This is a genomic window from Streptomyces sp. NPDC058221 (genome assembly GCF_042882365.1).
In the GTDB taxonomy this organism is placed as follows: domain Bacteria; phylum Actinomycetota; class Actinomycetes; order Streptomycetales; family Streptomycetaceae; genus Streptomyces.
This window is the reverse complement of sequence record NZ_JBHVWF010000018.1, coordinates 1-15,664: the sequence shown is the minus strand read 5'-3', so window position 1 is coordinate 15,664 and position 15,664 is coordinate 1. Positions and strand designations below refer to the sequence as shown.

The 15,664-nt window shown below is 71.7% G+C and carries 13 protein-coding genes; 7 read left to right on the top strand and 6 right to left on the bottom strand.

Annotated elements, in window-relative coordinates; all coding sequences use genetic code 11:
* Positions 1-19 precede the first annotated feature (19 nt).
* From ACFVW8_RS08700 to ACFVW8_RS08690, 3 genes are all read left to right on the top strand, one after another.
* Positions 20-1,309: a hypothetical protein gene (locus tag ACFVW8_RS08700; protein WP_389687521.1), complete on the top strand. Its 1,290-nt coding sequence runs from the start codon at positions 20-22 to the stop codon at positions 1,307-1,309.
* A gap of 80 nt (positions 1,310-1,389) precedes the next feature.
* Complete coding sequence (locus ACFVW8_RS08695; RefSeq protein ID WP_389687519.1) at positions 1,390-2,952, top strand: sensor histidine kinase; 1,563 nt, start codon at positions 1,390-1,392, stop codon at positions 2,950-2,952.
* A gap of 4 nt (positions 2,953-2,956) precedes the next feature.
* Positions 2,957-3,610, top strand: coding sequence for a response regulator (locus ACFVW8_RS08690; RefSeq protein ID WP_389687517.1), 654 nt, complete (start codon positions 2,957-2,959; stop codon positions 3,608-3,610).
* Positions 3,611-3,674: 64 nt separating this feature from the next.
* Here the strand turns inward: ACFVW8_RS08690 and ACFVW8_RS08685 are convergent, their stop codons facing one another.
* From ACFVW8_RS08685 to ACFVW8_RS08675, 3 genes are read right to left on the bottom strand one after another with little or no spacing between them, the layout of a single operon-like run.
* Positions 3,675-4,331 (bottom strand): ABC transporter permease, encoded by a 657-nt coding sequence (locus tag ACFVW8_RS08685; protein WP_389687515.1) that lies wholly within the window; start codon positions 4,329-4,331, stop codon positions 3,675-3,677.
* A 10-nt stretch (positions 4,332-4,341) separates the two neighbouring features.
* Positions 4,342-5,070, bottom strand: coding sequence for a TetR/AcrR family transcriptional regulator (locus ACFVW8_RS08680; protein WP_389687513.1), 729 nt, complete (start codon positions 5,068-5,070; stop codon positions 4,342-4,344).
* Positions 5,071-5,075: 5 nt separating this feature from the next.
* Positions 5,076-6,119 carry a medium chain dehydrogenase/reductase family protein gene (locus ACFVW8_RS08675; protein WP_389687511.1) on the bottom strand — a complete coding sequence of 348 codons (1,044 nt, stop codon included), beginning with the start codon at positions 6,117-6,119 and terminating at the stop codon, positions 5,076-5,078.
* A 112-nt stretch (positions 6,120-6,231) separates the two neighbouring features.
* Here ACFVW8_RS08675 and ACFVW8_RS08670 point away from each other — a divergent pair, with 112 nt between their 5' ends.
* Entirely contained in the window at positions 6,232-6,894 is a 663-nt protein-coding gene (locus ACFVW8_RS08670; protein WP_389687509.1) for a TetR/AcrR family transcriptional regulator, read from the top strand.
* Between the two features lie 117 nt (positions 6,895-7,011).
* Here ACFVW8_RS08670 and ACFVW8_RS08665 read toward each other — a convergent pair whose 3' ends face one another.
* Positions 7,012-7,542 (bottom strand): MarR family winged helix-turn-helix transcriptional regulator, encoded by a 531-nt coding sequence (locus ACFVW8_RS08665; protein ID WP_389687507.1) that lies wholly within the window; start codon positions 7,540-7,542, stop codon positions 7,012-7,014.
* A 39-nt stretch (positions 7,543-7,581) separates the two neighbouring features.
* On the opposite strand from ACFVW8_RS08665, the gene ACFVW8_RS08660 reads away from it, so the two are divergent.
* Positions 7,582-8,484 carry a DMT family transporter gene (locus ACFVW8_RS08660; protein ID WP_389687505.1) on the top strand — a complete coding sequence of 301 codons (903 nt, stop codon included), beginning with the start codon at positions 7,582-7,584 and terminating at the stop codon, positions 8,482-8,484.
* Here ACFVW8_RS08660 and ACFVW8_RS08655 read toward each other — a convergent pair.
* Both ACFVW8_RS08655 and ACFVW8_RS08650 read right to left on the bottom strand, forming a co-directional pair.
* Complete coding sequence (locus ACFVW8_RS08655) at positions 8,471-11,197, bottom strand: discoidin domain-containing protein (protein ID WP_389687503.1); 2,727 nt, start codon at positions 11,195-11,197, stop codon at positions 8,471-8,473. The genes ACFVW8_RS08660 and ACFVW8_RS08655 overlap by 14 nt on opposite strands.
* Before the next feature lie 302 nt (positions 11,198-11,499).
* Positions 11,500-12,612 (bottom strand): threonine synthase, encoded by a 1,113-nt coding sequence (locus tag ACFVW8_RS08650; protein WP_389687501.1) that lies wholly within the window; start codon positions 12,610-12,612, stop codon positions 11,500-11,502.
* A 244-nt stretch (positions 12,613-12,856) separates the two neighbouring features.
* On the opposite strand from ACFVW8_RS08650, the gene ACFVW8_RS08645 reads away from it, so the two are divergent.
* Together ACFVW8_RS08645 and ACFVW8_RS08640 are read left to right on the top strand one after the other, a co-directional pair.
* Positions 12,857-13,609, top strand: coding sequence for a GntR family transcriptional regulator (locus ACFVW8_RS08645; RefSeq protein ID WP_389687499.1), 753 nt, complete (start codon positions 12,857-12,859; stop codon positions 13,607-13,609).
* Positions 13,610-13,835: 226 nt separating this feature from the next.
* Positions 13,836-15,608 (top strand): purine-cytosine permease family protein, encoded by a 1,773-nt coding sequence (locus ACFVW8_RS08640; RefSeq protein WP_389687497.1) that lies wholly within the window; start codon positions 13,836-13,838, stop codon positions 15,606-15,608.
* Positions 15,609-15,664 lie beyond the last annotated feature (56 nt).

The following is a 15,664-nucleotide window of genomic DNA, read 5'->3' as shown; positions in this document are numbered from 1 at the left end:
ATCGATGGGACACCGAGAGATGACCGGGACAGCCGACCGAACAGCCGTGGTCGGGGCGAGCACCGAGTTCGAGCCGGACGTCATGGAGCTCTTGGTGGAGACGCTGAACCGTGCGGGCAGGCGGGAGTTGTCCGTCGTGGGGACGGACACCCTGCTGGGGGCGCTTGTGCTGGGCGACACGGACGCCGGTGCGGCGATTGCCCCGGGTATGCGGAAGGCCGGAGCGCTCAGTGGTCTGATCTCCGGCCGGTCAGGCGACGGTTGGGTGAGCGATGACGAGGCACCGGGCGCGCCGGCCGGGCCCGGGGCTGGTGCGGAGACTCAGGACGCCGATGGGAATGAGGTGGATGCCGCCTGGCGCGAGGCGCAGTGGCGGCTCGTCTCCGCTTCGCGCGGATCGGACGCGGACAGCGGCCCGGTGCGGCTCGGGATGAGCGGGGCTCTGCGCGCGTGCCTGCTGACTGCGCTCGGGTCGGCCCGCGCCGAGGGGACGATCTCGGTGCGCTGCAGGCATGTGGCCCGTGCGCTGCTGGAGCTGCCGGACACCAGGGCGAGGGAAGCCCTGCTGCTGCGGCAGCTGGACGTGGCTGCCGCACTGTCCGCCCTCGACCTCCTGGACACGAGCGCCGCAGCCGGGGAGGAGGAGCCGGAGTCGCGCGGCGTCACCCTTCTCCGCCGGGCCGGAACGCTGGGCAAAAGCGGCAACCGCCTGACCCGCGCGCTGACTTCGTGGACGTCGGGGAGTGCGGTGAACGGCTCGCCGGTTCTGTTCGCGGTGTCCGTCGAGGCCATGCGGCAAGCGGTACGGTGCGGGCGCACCGAGGTCGGGCCGGTGGATCTCCTGCTGGGGACGCTGGCGCTGGACCGGGCCCTGTTCGTGGCCGGGCGCTCGCTTCCCGGGAGTATGGAGCAGGCCAACTCCGCTCCGGAACTGCTGCGCCGGCACGGTGCACGACAGCACTCCCTGGTCCGGTCGGCATCGGCGGGCCGGACCGCCGATGCCCCCCTCGAGAACCGCGTGCGGCGGTCCGCGGCCTGCGAGCGGGTCCAGGCACGGGCGCAACTGTCCGCCGCCGAGCACGGGTCGCCCACAGTCGGCACGGTCCACCTGCTGTCCGCGCTGCTCGACGAGCCGGCGACGGGTACGGACACGGTGGGTGCGGACGGAACGGGTACGGACACGGCGGGTGCGGACGGAACGGGTACGGACACGGCGGGTACGGACGCCGAGGTGGCCGGGCTGCTGGCCGCCGGCCAGGTGGACGTGGCCGCGCTGCGGGCCGATCTGGACCTCCGGCTGGGTGCATGACCCCCCGGGCCCGAAGTGCGGCGACCGTCGCGGCTACCGTTCGCCCCGGGGGAGACCCGGAGGCGGAGCAAGGGGGAAACATGAGCCGTACGCCCGGACACACGCGGCTCCCGGGCCCCGGCACGGGCCTCGGACGCGCGCTGGCCGGTGTACCGCGGATGTTGCGCACCGAGGCGGCGGAGAGCTGGTCCGCGCTGCGTGCCGCCGGGCGTCGCAGGGTCGTGTCCGAGACACTCCTCTGCGTCCTGGTGGCAGCCATCGGCCTGATACCCCTGCTGCTGGTGCCCCCGCACCGGATGGTGTGGGCCGTGCTGGAGGCCTTGTGGGCGGCGATGCTCGTCCCCGCCCGGCGCGGCCGGCCGGGCGTCGCGGTCCTGGCGTCCTCCGTGCTGGTCGTGGGTGACAACGTGTGGACCCTGGCGGTTGCGCCGCTGGTCGTCCTGTCCGCCACCCGCCGCATCACACCGTCCCGGCGGGTGTGGCAGCTCGTCGGGGTGGCCTTCGCCGTGGTCGGTTTCCTGACACTCATCCGTGCCCTGATCTTTTCCGGGGCTCTGCTGCCGCTGCTGGCGGACAACGCGGCCTCAGCGGTGCTGCTTCTGCTGCTGCCGGCGCTGGCCGGCACTCTGCTGGGGCAACGAAGGCCCCTGGTCAGGTTGTTGCGCGAACGCAACGCCTACCTGGAGCAGGCCCGTACCCTGACCGCCGCGACGGCCCGACTCGAAGAACGCACCCGGATCGCCGGAGAGATGCACGACCTCCTGGGCCACCGGCTGAGCCTGATCTCGGTGCATGCCGGGGCGCTCGAACTCGGCGCCGCACGACAGGCACCCGCCCTCGCCGGACAGGCCGAGCTGCTCCGTACGACAGCGGGTACGGCCATGGAGGAACTGCGCGAGATCCTCGGCGTCCTGCGGCACAAGGACATCACCGACGGCGACGGGACGACGGACCGGGCCGGGGACGAGAGGGGATCACGCGCGGACATCACCGCCCTCATGGAGGAGTCCAGGCAGACAGGCAGCACCGTCGAGCTGGACTGGTCCGTTCCCGACACGGCCGAGGTCGGTCCGCGTACGCGTCAGGCGATCCACCGGGTGGTCCGCGAAAGCCTGACGAACGTGCTGAAACACGCGTCCGGCGCGCCCACCGCGGTGGTGGTGAGGAGCACGGACAGAGGTGTCGAAGTGTCCGTCACCAATGAGGTGCCCCCTGCCGGCGGCCGCTCCCACGGGGGAACCCACAGTGGGCTGGCTGCCTGCCAGGAGCGGATCTCCTTGCTCGGGGGCACGTTCCGGGCGGGCGCCTTGACCGGCGGCGGATTCCGTGTGGACGCCTGGCTGCCCGTCCGGGGGAACGAGCCCCTGGGGCATGCCGCGCTCTTGGAGGCCCCGGCTGAATCCCTTCCGGACCCGGCTCGACCGAAGCCCGGAGGTGCAGGACCGGCCGCTGCGGGACCGAAGGACGCGGTGCTCAACGGTGCCGGATGGAACGGTGCGGAACCGAGAGGGGCACGAGCCCCGCTGCCGGACGAGATCCTGACCTGGCCGCGAGTCCTTGGATCGGGCTGCGTGACAGCGCTCGTGATCCTGCCCACGGCCGTCTTCCTCGTCGTGCTGGTGGTCTACGCGGCCCTAAGCTGAGCCGATGATCCGAGTCCTGATCGCCGACGACGAGGCGCTGATGCGCGTGGGTATCCGGATGATCCTGGAGAACGCCGACGACATCAGCGTGGTTGCCGAGGCCGGCGACGGCCGGGAGGCCGCCGCGGCATGCCGTGCCCAGGACATCGACGTCGCCCTGCTCGACATCCAGATGCCGGACAGGGACGGCATCGCCGCCGCGGAGGACATCGCCCGTCTCTCGCCCCGCACCTGTGTCGTGATGCTGACGGCGTTCGGCGAGGAGGAGAGCGTGACGCGGGCGCTGCGGGCCGGAGCGAGCGGATTCCTCCTCAAGGACACCGGCCCCGCCGAGCTGATCCGCGCTGTTCAACTCGCCGCCGCAGGCGAACCGGTGCTGGCCCCTCGGATCACCCGGCAACTGCTGGAACGCCATGTGGACTCGGGCCGGAACACCGAGGCCGCGCTGCGCCGGACCGGAGAACTGACCCCGGCCGAACAGGATGTCCTGCGGCTGCTGGGCACGGGCCTGTCCAACGCGGAGATCGCCGAGCAGCTGTATCTGAGCGCCGGCACGGTCAAGGCCCACATCAGCCGGATCCTCACCCGCACGGGTTGCGCCAACCGCGTGCAGGCCGCCGTCCTCGCCCACGACGCCGGGCTGCTCACCGGCCATTGAGCCCGCGCCGCGGATGTCTGCCACCGCTCGCCGCTTCGCGGGCTGTTCCTGGCCTCTTCTGGCGTCAGCGGGTGGCGAGGCGGCGGCGTTCGAGGACCGCGGCCAGGGCATAGGCGCCGCCTCCGGCGAGGGTGAGGACCCAGTACAGGCCCGGAGTGCCGAGGAGAAGTGCCGCGGTGGAGATCAGGGCGAGCCAGCTGCCGAGGGCGTAGTGCAGCAGATTGCGGCGTGCGGAGCCCTCGGCGACGTAGAGCAGGCCGACGACGAATCCGGAGCCGGTGGGCCAGAGCATGGACTGCAGGTCGGGCAGGTCGAGACTGTTCGTCAGGCCGGTGATGGCGAGGAAGAGGGCGGCGAAGGCGACGACCCAGGCGGCGCCGAGCAGTTTGCCGGAGAGGACCTCCTCGGGTCCGGTCGCGGCGCGCTGGGCACGCATGGCGGCAACGGTTGCCTGGACCGTCCCGACCGCGAGTCCGATCCCCAGGAGCGTCATGGGCAGCCAGTCCGGCAGGTCGAGCAGGGGTGTGCTGCCCCGGGAGAGCGCGGCGCTGCCGTGGCCGAGCACATAGGCGAGTCCGAAGCTGACGTAGGTGGCGCGGTTGTCGACCTCGGTCGCGGGATGCGGGGCCCCGGGGGTGAACGACGGTGCGGCGGGGGCAGGCGCGGGGGCGGCGACGGACATGGCGGGAACCTCCGGAGTCTGGGCCGAAAGTAAGGTCACGGTCGTGAACTTACGCATTTTTCCTCAGAGTTGTACTGATGTATTCGGGAGCAGGAGCAGGAGCAGGAGCAGGAGCAGGAGCAGGAGCGGGTGGGTCGTCTGCCGCGTCGAGGTGTGACAGCGAGGCCACGAAGGGCCGTACGAGATCGGCGGGCCAGGGAAACGAGTGGGCCATGGCGAGCTGGTGGGCGAGCCCGTGCAGGCCGAGCCAGAGTGCGATTGCGTCGGCGCAGGGGTCGGTGCTGGTGGAGTGTCCGGAGGTGACGCAGTCGGTGAGGGCGCCGGAGAGGACCTCCAGGGCGTCCGCTCCGAGGGTGGCCAGATCGCCCCGGCCCGTCCCGCTGTCGGTGGCAACGGGACGGGCGAGCTCACCGAACATGGCGCGGTAGCGCTCGGGGTGGGCGGCGGCGAAGTCGAGATAGGCGCGGCAGGCGGCGTGCAGACGCTGTGGGGCGTCCTCGCCGGCGGCCGCCTCCAGCCGGCCGGTGAGGTCGGCGAAGGCTTCACGGATCACGGCGAGCACGATGGCCGGCCGGCCGGCGAAGTGCGGGTAGATCGAGGGGGCGCTGATCCCGGCCCTCCGGGCCACCGCGCGCAGGGTGACGGCCCGTTCGTCGCCGTGATCGAGCAGGTCGGTCGCGGCGGCCAGGATCTCTGCCCGCAGGTGGTTGCCCTCGCCCCGGCGGTTCCGAGGACGGAGGGTGCGGCGGGGTGCGGACGTGTCGGTGGCGATGGGCATCGCCGTCACGGCCCGGGGACGAGGACGACCTTGCCGAGGACGGTGCGGGACTCGGCGAGCGTGAGTGCGGACGCGGCGTCGGCCAGCGGGATCTCCGCGGCGATCTGCGGGACGAGAGAACCGTCGGCCACCAGTCGCAGCACCTGTGTGAGGTCCTCGTTCAGCCGCTGCTGCCACACCGCCCGACGCCGCTGCCCGGCCCAGTAGTTGTAGAAGTGCGCGCTCTTGCCGTTGGGCAGGGCGTTCCACGCCGCAAGCCGCGCGAACAGCTTCAGCACCGGCAGCTGCGAGCTCCCTTCTTCGTCCTTGGTCGCGGCCGTGCCGTAGGAGACCAGCGTTCCGCCACGGCGCAGCAGCCGCCAGGACTGCTCCACTCCGGCGCCGCCGACGTGGTCGAAGACCGCGTCCACGCCGTCCGGCGCGAGCTCCCGGATCTTGGCGTACATGTCGGGGTCGCGGTAGTCGACCGGGCTCGCGCCCAGCTCACGCACGGTGTCGTGGTGTCGGGGGGATGCCGTGCCGATCACTGTGATGCCTGCGTGCCGGGCCAGTTGCACGAGCGTGGAGCCGACGCCGCCGTTGGCGCCGAGTACGACGATGATCCCGCCCGGCTTGACGTCGGCCAGCCGGTGCAGCATCTGCCAGGCGGTGATCCCGTTGACGAGCACGGTCTCCGCCGCGGCCGCGTCCACACCGGCGGGTACCGGCATCAGCTCCGCGGCGTCGATCAGCAGGTGGCTGGCCCACGCGCCGGTCTTGGTGACGGCGGCGAACCGGTGCCCGGTGAGCCCGGCATCCACACCCGGGCCGGTGGCGGTGACCGTACCCACCACGTCGTAGCCGGGCACGAAGGGGAACGGGGGCTGGTCGTAGTACTTGCCGCGGCGCATCTGCTGCTCGGCGAACGCGACCCCGGTCGCCTCCATCCGCAGGACGACCTGCCCCGCGGCCGGGGCCGGAAGGTCGCGGGTGCGGACTTCGAGGCCGTCCGGCTCGACGGCGCCGGGCAGGACGATCTCGGTGACGTGGGTGGTGGTGCTGGCGGTCATGTCGTACCTCTCAAGGGCTTCGCTCGTTTGCTTACAGACGTAACGCTACAGCTGTAAGTCTCGAGTGCGCAAGAGGGGTACGGCCGTAACCTTCACGGCGTAAGGTGATGGCATGGAAAACATCGGAGCAGCGGCCCCGGACGCACCGAAGCGGGCTCGTGCGCGTAATCGACGCGGCGAGGGCGGCCGCCTGCGCGAGGACATCATCGCCGCCGCGGTGGAACTCCTCGACGAAGCGGGCGACGAGCGCGCCATCACTCTGAGGTCGGTCGCCCGGCGGGTCGGCATCGCCGCCCCGTCGATCTACCCGCACTTCCCCGACCAGCCGGCGATCATGCTGGCCGTTGTGCAGCGGGAGTTCTCCGAGCTGCGCGACAGTCTGCTCTCGATGCTGGAGCAGGCCGGGACCGACCCTCGGGAGCGGCTGTACGCCGTATGCAACGCCTATCTGGACTTCGCGCGGACCCACCCCGAGCGCTACCGCACGATGTTCGGCGGCCTCTGGGTGCCGGACCTCGGCGACAGCTCCCTCACTGCGTCGGATCTGGCCGAACTGGGTGCCGACACGATGCGGATCCTCGTGACCGAACTCGCCGGATGTGCCGCCGCCGGGCAGTCCGCCAGCACCGACCCCTCCAGCGACGCGGTCGCGCTGTGGCTGGGCCTGCACGGACTGGCCCATCAGCGCGCCGTGACGCGTGCCTTTTCGTGGCCGCAGGACATCGCCGACCGCGTCATCACCGCGCTCGCCCATCTGAAGGGTCCGGCTGCCTGACCCGCCGGCGGCCGCCCGGGAGGTCGCAAGGGAGGCCGTACGGGGGACTCATCCGCCGGTGAAGACGAAGACGAAGGCGAAGGCGAAGGCGAAGGCCGGCGGGTGAGGCTGAAGGGGTCAGCCTTCCTGTGGTGGTTCCACCCGTGCCAGCCACGCGGCAAGGAGCGGCTCGAGCGCCGCGGCCTCGTCCCCGGTCAGGGTGTCGAGGAGGCGGCGTTCGTTGCGCATGTGCTCCGTGAACGCCTGGTCGATCAGCTCCCGGCCCGCGTCGGTGAGGGCGACCACCCGGCCCCGGCCGTCCCCGGCCGCGCGGCGGCGGGTGACCAGGCCGGCGCGTTCCAGGCGGTCGATGCGCTTGGTCATCGCGCCGGTGGTGACCATGGTGTGCGTCGCCAGCTCCCCGGGTGCCCGTTCGAACGGGCACCCGGCCCGCCGCAGAGCGGCCAGCACGTCGAACTCGCCCTCGCTCAGGCCGAATCGCCGGTACACCACGCAGAGCTCCTCGGTGAGCAGTGCGCCGACCCGGTGCAGTCGCCCGATCACGCCCTGCGGGCTTACGTCGAGGTCAGGGCGCTCGCGGTGCCATTCCGCCTGGATGCGTGCGACATGGTCCAGGGGTTCAGGGGCGGGGGAGGGGGGATCCTGCATGACTTCACTATAGCTTCCGTGGAAGGCATAATAGTTTCCATGGAAGCTACGTTGCGATGGGTGCTGATCACGGCGATCGCACCGGTGGCCTGGGGTACCAACTACTACGTCACCCACGCCTATCTGCCCGCCGGGACCCCGCTGTACGGGGCGGCGATCAGGGCGCTGCCCGCAGGGCTCCTGCTCCTGGCCGTCCGCCGGGAACTGCCCCGCGGCTCCTGGTGGTGGAAGGCGGCCGTGCTCGGCGTCCTCAACATGGGCGGGTTCTTCGCCCTCGTGTACGTCGCCGCGCAGCTGCTCCCGACCAGCACCGCGTCGACGATCATGGCGAGCTCCCCGGTGGCCATGATGCTGATCGCCTGGGCGCTGGTCGCGGAACGGCCGGGCCTGCTGCCTCTGTCGGGCGCGGCCGCCGGCATCGCCGGGGTGTGTCTCATGCTGCTGACCGGGTCGGTCTCCGTCGACGTCCGGGGAGTGCTGGCCTCGGTCGCCGCCATGCTGATGTCGTCCCTCGGCTACATCCTCGCCAAGCGCTGGGGCGCGGGCGTTGACGTCCTCGCCTCGACCTCGTGGCAGCTGATCGCCGGCGGACTTCTGCTGCTGCCCCTCGCCGCCGCGGTCGAGGGCGCCCCGCCCGCACTCGACGGGCCGGCCGTCCTCGGATTCGGTTACGTCACCGTGGTGGCGACCGCGGTCGCCTTCGCCGCCTGGTTCACGGGGCTGCGCCATCTGCCCGCCGCCACGGTCGGCCTGGTCGGACTCCTCAACCCGGTGACCGGAGTACTGCTCGGGACCGTGATCGCCGAAGAGTCGCTCACCCTGCGGCAGGTGTGCGGTCTCGTCCTGGTGCTGGGCGGGATCCTGCTGGGCCGGCCGACGGCCCGACGGCCCGCCGTGACCCGCGCACCGGTGGACGAGAAGCCCCGCACTACGGCTGGGTGACCCTCAACTCCCTTACGCCCGCCGGCTTGTCCGCATCCGCCGACCCGACCGTCACCCGCACCTTGCGGGCCACCGCCCCCGCCCGGTACGGCTCCCAGCGCCGGCCGTCGGCGGAGGCCTCCAGACGGTGCGAGGCGGGTCGTACGTCCGTCCATTCCGGCGTGATCGCCGTGACCGCCGCCGTCCGCCCCAGATCCACGGTCAGCGTGCCCGTCGCCCCGTCCGGGGACCAGGCCGTCGCCGTACTGCCGTCCACCGCCGCGGCCGCGTACAGGCCGGGGGACTCGGAGGTGGCCGTCGTCGGGCGGCATCGCGACGCGTCGGCGGTCGGGGTCAGATCGGGACGGCGTGTGGGCAGGGTCAGCGTGGTGGAGAGCAGCCGCGGACCGGCGGGTGTGTGGAGCGTGAAGGGGGCGCCCGAGGTCAGCCGCACCTCCGTCGTGCGGGGGCGGATCGCGATCTCGTACGTACGCCCCTGGTAGCGCAGGCCCGTCAGCCTGACTCCTTGACGCAGTTGCGGCGGCAGCATCGGATCCAGCCGTACCCCGTCCTCCCGCAGTCGCAGCCCCGTAAGGCCGTGCGTGAACACCTGCAGGAAGCCGCCCTTACCGGTGAGGAAGTCCTCGGCGGGAAAACCGGACAGCGGATCCTGCGCGCCGGCCTTCGCGCCGCGCGCCTCGCTGAAGAGGGCGTACGGGCCGCGCAGATACGGCCGCACCGCACGCTGGAGATAGGTGTACGTGGCGCAGCCCGGTTCCCCGGTCGCGGCCGCGTCGATCGCATGGACCGAATCCGTCATGGCCGGGCCGTCCGGATCGGTGTGGGCCGCGTAGTAGTCGAGCGTGGCGGCTGCCGCACCGGGCTCCATCGGCCACTCCAGCGGATAGATGAGCAGCGCGGTGTCGGCCTGCTTGATCGTGGAGCCGTCGTAGCCCGCGTACTGGAGGAAGAGCTTCCGCTTCGGGTCGTACGGGATGCGCAATCCGTCCGCGACCTTGTTCCACTCGGCCGGGGCCCGGTGGCCGAGGAGCTGTGCCGCGCGGGTGGCGTTGCGGAGCGCGGTGGCGGCGACGGCGTTGGTGAACACCCCGTCCGTGACGCCGTTGCTGTACTCGTCGGGCCCCGCCACCTCCTTGACGGAGTAGCTGCCGTCGTCGTTCGCGGTGGCGCGCGATGCCCAGAAGTCCGCCATGCCCTGGAGGAGTTGCCAGCCGTGGCCGGCCAGCCAGTCACGGTCGCCGGTGGCCAGGTAGTACTGCCAGACGGCCAGCGAGACATCGCCCTGGAGGTGGTTCTGGGTGACGCAGTGCGGCGGGTTCCAGCTCTGGCACTCCGACCAGAGGTTGCCCTTGCTCGCGCTCGTCCACGGGTAGAACAGCCCCTTGAACCCCAGCTTCTCGGCATTGGTACGGGCCTCGTCACGGGTGCGGTAGCGGTACTCGACCACCGAACGGGCCAGCTCGGGGCGGGTGGCGAGCAGCCCGGGGTACATCCAGGTCTCCGCGTCCCAGAACACCATGCCCGCGTAGTTGTCGCTGGTCAGCCCGGCCGGGGCGATGCTGTCGCGGGAGCCGGCGCGGGTGGAGGCCAGCAGCCCGTACTGCGCGGAGCGCAGCCATTTCTGCAGATCCGGGCTGCCCGGAACCAGGACGTCCGCGGCCCAGTCCCGGCGCCAGGCAGCGGCGTTCTCGCCGACGAGGGCCGACCAGCCGAGCCGCGCCGCGCGCAGGGACGCCTCCCGGGCGGTGGTGCGCGGGGCGCGCGAGGTGAGTGCGGTATCGACCCCGACGTACTTCTCGAACGTATACGTGCGCCCGGCGCTCATCCGGGACGAATCCGCGTGCGCGGAGCCCCGGCGCACGTCGCCGGGGTTCCGGAGCGCGGTGCCGGCGGCCGGGGGCGTGCTGTCGGCTGCCGGGGGCGCGATACCGGTGGCCGGGTCCGTGCTGCCGGGGGCCTGGCGCATCGTCTGCACGATCGCGCCCTTCGTCCCGGTGCCCCGAGTCCGGAACGTCCCGTCGTCGGCGAGTGCGATCCGGCGTGCGCCGCGCGGGTCGAGCCGGCCGGTGATCGTGGCCGTGCCGCTCCAGTGCGGGGTCATGCGCAGTCGTACCGCGCCGGAGTGCACCGCGGCGCGGTCGGCCAGCACCTCGTACGTCAGGTCGGTCGCCCGGCCGTCGGCGGTCGTCCAGCGCAGCGATGTGCGCACCAGTCCGCAGCGCAGGAACACCGTCTGGCGGTAACGGGAGATCCGTCCCGCCGGGGTGGCGGAGCCGTACGTCTCGTCGCCCACGCGCACATCGAGGTTCGTCCAGCTCGGCAGGGCGGCTGCCACCTCGCGGCCGGCCGCCAGATCCGGGTCGCGGCCGAAGAGCCCGGAGACGAAGGCCCCGTCGTAGCGCGGGGTGAACAGCGGCCAGCCGGTCTTCTCGGACCGCTCGGCGTATCCGGCGCCGGCGGCGGGCACGCGGTGGCCCAGATAGCCGTTGCCGACATAGGGGTCGTAGCCCTCGGCCCCGCCGAACGTGGTGGACGTCGGCGCCCAGGCGGGGTCGGTGTCGCGACCGCAGGCCACGCCGGGCCCGGGCCAGGTGGGGCGGACGGGCGACGCGGTGGGCGAGGCCCGGTCGGAGGCGTAGGCACCGGGCAGCATGGGCGCGACCAGGGCGCACGCGAGCAGCGACGTGAGAAGAGAGATACGCGAGAGGCTCACGGAACGAACGTAGGGAAACGGGTGCATCGCGGCGGTGCACGGCGCGCGGGTGAACGGCTGACGCGGCACCGGCACGTGCGAGGCCCGGCACGTGCGCGGCCCGGCACGTGCGGGTGCCCGGCAGGTGAGGCACCCGGCGCATGTGCCACCCGGCATGCGGCTCCCGGCGTGTGCGGGCCCCGGCACGTGCGGGATCCGGCACGGGCGGGAGGCGGATGCCGGAGCTCGGAATTCGGAGAACGGAGCCCCGGCTCAGGCTGCGAGGCCCGTCCCGGCTCAGGCCGCGAGCCCGTTCTCCGGCCTCAGGCCGCGAGGCCCGTCTTGAGACCCGCGCCGCACAGCGGCACGACGACGCTGCGGTCCGTCCAGTGACCGACCGCGGCCCAGCAGGCGACCCCGGTCGTCTCCACGTAGAAGCCACGGGCGGCCAGGTCCAGCTGTGCGCCGCGGATCTGATCCTCGGTCACGGTCAGGAAGGTACCGCCGGACTCGCGTACCGCCGCCAGGATCGCCCGGGCCCGCGGCGGACGCGGGATGGCGATGCCCTCGGCGAGCGTGGGGGCGGCCGCACCGGCGGGGGTGTCGAGGAGATCATCCGCGCCGGCGTGGAAAGCGGCGGCCAGTGGCGAAACGGCCTCGGACTGCACGGCGATCAGGGCCGGACGGGTGTCGATGAGGCCCTGGGCGCGGAGTTCCGCGATGGCGAGCGCCGCGCCGAGGAGCAGGGTGCCGTTGCCGACAGGTACGGCGATCGAGTCCGGGAGCGTGCCGCCGAGGTCCTCCCACATCTCGTAGACGTAGGTCTTCGTGCCGTGCAGGAAGTACGGGTTGAAGACGTGCGAGGCGTAGAACGTGCCGGGTGTGCCGGCCGCGGCCCGGGCCGCCAGAGCGGTCGACTCGCGGTCCCCGGGGACGATTTCCAGCCGCGCGCCATGGGCCCGGATCTGCTCGGTCTTCTTCGGGGACGTGCCCTCGGGGACGTACACCGTGCAGGGCAGTGCGGCGCGGCCGCAGTAGGCGGCGACCGCGGTGCCCGCGTTGCCGCTGCTGTCCGCCACGACGCGCTCGGGGGAGAGGCGGCGGGCCAGTTCCGCGAGCATCACCGCGCCGCGGTCCTTGAAGGAGAGCGTCGGCATGAGGAAGTCGAGTTTGGCCGAGACCGTGCCGGTGATCGGAACGAGCGGCGTGCGGCCCTCACCCAGAGTGGTCGTGGGGGACGCGAGCGGCAGCACCTCCTCGTAACGCCACAGGGAGTTGACCCGGCCGGGCAGGACGCCGGGGCGGAGCGGGTCCGCGATCTCGAAGTCGAGGTCCCAGGGGCCGCGGCAGACCGGACAGCACCAGGTCAGTGACGTGATGTCGGCGCGGGTCCCGTCCTGCGGGCAGTGGTATGCGGTGGCCATGGCAACCAGCATGTCAGCAGGGAGAGGACGGGGCGGGGCGGCCGTACCGTCGTGGCCGCCCGGCCGCGGAATCCCTGCCGCCGGGCGGCGCGGCCGACGGCGGCCACCGGCTCACCGCTGTCCTGTGGAGGCGGTCCGGGGTATGCGCACGTCGGTGGCGAATCATCACTTCGAGTGAAACTTTGGCCTGTGCTTGCGGTCCGGAACCGACGGTTGCGACGCTGTTGCAGTCTGTCAACCTCTTGGGGAGTGGCCTGTGACTTTCGGTGAGCAGCCCGCCTATCTGCGCGTTGCGAGCGATCTGAGAGAGAAGATCGTCAGCGGTTCGCTGCCGCCACATACGCGCCTGCCGTCGCAGGCGCGTATCCGCGAGGAGTACGGGGTCTCGGACACCGTCGCGCTGGAGGCGCGCAAGGTGCTGATGGCGGAGGGGCTGGTCGAGGGCCGCTCCGGCTCCGGTACGTATGTCCGCGAGCGCCCGGTCCCGCGCCGGATCGCGCGCTCCGGCTTCCGGTCCGAGGCCGGCGCCAGTCCGTTCCGGCAGGAGCAGACGGCGGAGGGCGCGCGGGGGACCTGGGAGTCCCGGAGCGAGCAGGAGGGGGCGAGTCCGGAGATCGCCGAACGGCTGGGGATCGAGCCGGGCGACCGCGTGATGCGCACGCGCTACGTCTTTCGGGAGGCCGGCGAGCCGATGATGCTCTCCACCTCCTGGGAGAACCTCGCGGTCACGGGGCGCACGCCGGTGATGCTGCCGGAGGAGGGCCCGTTGGGCGGCTGTGGGGTGGTCGAGCGGATGGCCGCGATCGATGTGGTCGTGGACAACGTGGCCGAACAGGTCGGCGCGCGCCCGGGGCTGGCGGAGGAGCTCCTGGCGCTCGGCGGGGTGCCCGGCCATGTGGTGATGGTGATCGAGCGCACGTACTACGCGTCGGGGCGGGCGGTCGAGACCGCCGATGTGGTGGTGCCGGCCGACCGCTACCGGATCGCCTACCACCTCCCCGTCAGATGACCGGCCTTCGGAGGAGCCGTTCCCGTCAGGCGAGGGATTCCCGGAAGGGGCGTTCCTGTCGGGTGACCGATACCCGGTGGTGCCCGTCCGGCACCCGTGACGACAAGTTAACGTCCGCCCAGGTCCCGTAACCGCCGGGCAATCGTCGCCCGTGATGGCTTGTCATGTCCTGCTCCTACCTTCCCGTTCGAACCCGCACACCGGACTGACGAACGGGAAGTCGCCGATGACGGACACAGCCATACCCCAGACGGCCGGGGCTCTTGAGGCGGATGCCGCCCCAGGAGCCCCGGAGGGCGGCGCCGGATCCCCGCCGCCCAGGCGCAGTTACGCGAAGCTTGCCGCCGATGAGAGCCGCGAGGACTACTCCCTCCGCTATGCGCCGCACTCGTTCCGCCGCTGGTCGCCCGGCGTGGTCGCGGGCACCGCACTCGGCGGCATCGCCTATCTCGCCGACTTCGCGATCGGTGCCTCGATCGTCTTCACCTACGGCTTCACCAGCGGTTTCGCCTCCATCCTGGCCGCGGCGACGATCATCTTCCTCACCGGCATCCCCATCGCCCGGGCCTGCGCGAAGTACGGCCTGGACATGGACCTGGTCACCCGGGGCGCCGGATTCGGCTACTTCGGCTCGACGCTGACCTCGCTGATCTACGCGTCCTTCACCTTCATCTTCTTCGCCCTCGAAGGCTCGATCATGGCGCAGGCCATGCATCAGGCCATCGGTCTGCCGGTCGAGGCGGGCTATCTGATCACCACCCTGATCGTCATCCCGATCGTCTTCCGGGGAATGGGCGCCCTGGCCAAGGTCCAGGCATGGACCCAGCCGGTCTGGATCATCGGCATGGTGCTGCCGTTCGTCGTCCTCGCCTTCGAGGCGCCGGACGCCTGGGGTGCGTTCGGCTCCTTCGGCGGTACGGAAGGGGCGGGTTCGGGCTTCTCCTGGATCGGGTTCGGGCTCGGCACGGGGGTCGCGCTCTCGCTCATTGCCCAGATCGGCGAACAGGCCGACTATCTGCGCTTCATGCCGGCGAAGACGGAGGCGAACAAGCGCCGCTGGAACATCGCGGTCCTCGCCGCCGGGCCGGGCTGGGTGATCATCGGCGCGGCCAAACAGCTCGGCGGCGCGCTGCTCGCCTTCGTCGCCCTGGAAGCGGTCGGCAAGACGCACGCGCTCGAACCGATCGCGCCGCAGATCGAGGCGCTGAAGCCCTGGCTCGGCTCGTTCGCGCTGCCTGCCGCCGCGCTCTTCGTGATCGTGTCCCAGATCAAGATCAATGTGACCAACGCCTACAGCGGCTCGCTGTCCTGGTCGAACTTCTTCTCCCGCATCACCCACCGTCACCCCGGCAGGGTCTGGTACATCTTCCTCAATCTCGTCATCGCGCTGACGCTGATGGAGATGAACATGTTCGCGGCCCTCAACAAGCTGCTGGGCTTCTACTCGAACGTCGGCATCGCCTGGATCGCCGCCGTCGCCGCCGACCTGGTCATCAACAAGCGGACCGGGCTGAGCCCCCCGTACATCGAGTTCAAACGGGCCTACCTGTACGCGGTCAACCCGGCGGGGTTCGGTGCGATGGTGACTGCCTCGACCGTCTCGATCCTCGCCTTCTTCGGGCTGTTCGGTACGTACGCGGAGGCCTTCTCGACCTTCATCGCAGCCGGTCTTTCGCTGACCCTCTGTCCGCTGATCGCGTGGGCGACGAAAGGCAGGTACTACCTGGCCCGGCCCAATCCGGTGAACGGTCCCGGGGCCGACGTCGCGGACATCACCGCCACTCACACCTGCTCCGTCTGCGAAACGGCGTACGAGCTCCCGGACATCGCCGACTGCCCCGTGCAGTCCGGACCGATCTGCTCGCTCTGCTGCTCGCTGGACGCGGAGTGCGGGGACGTCTGCCGCAAGGAACCGGCCGACAGCCCGGTCCTCATGCCGATGCCCGTGCTGCGCGACGGGGCGGGGGAGAGCGCGGGAGTGAACACGAGCCGGGCATAGCCCCGGCCCCGGACCCGTTCGACCCGCTCCGGGCAGGTGAGGCCGGGGCGGGGCTG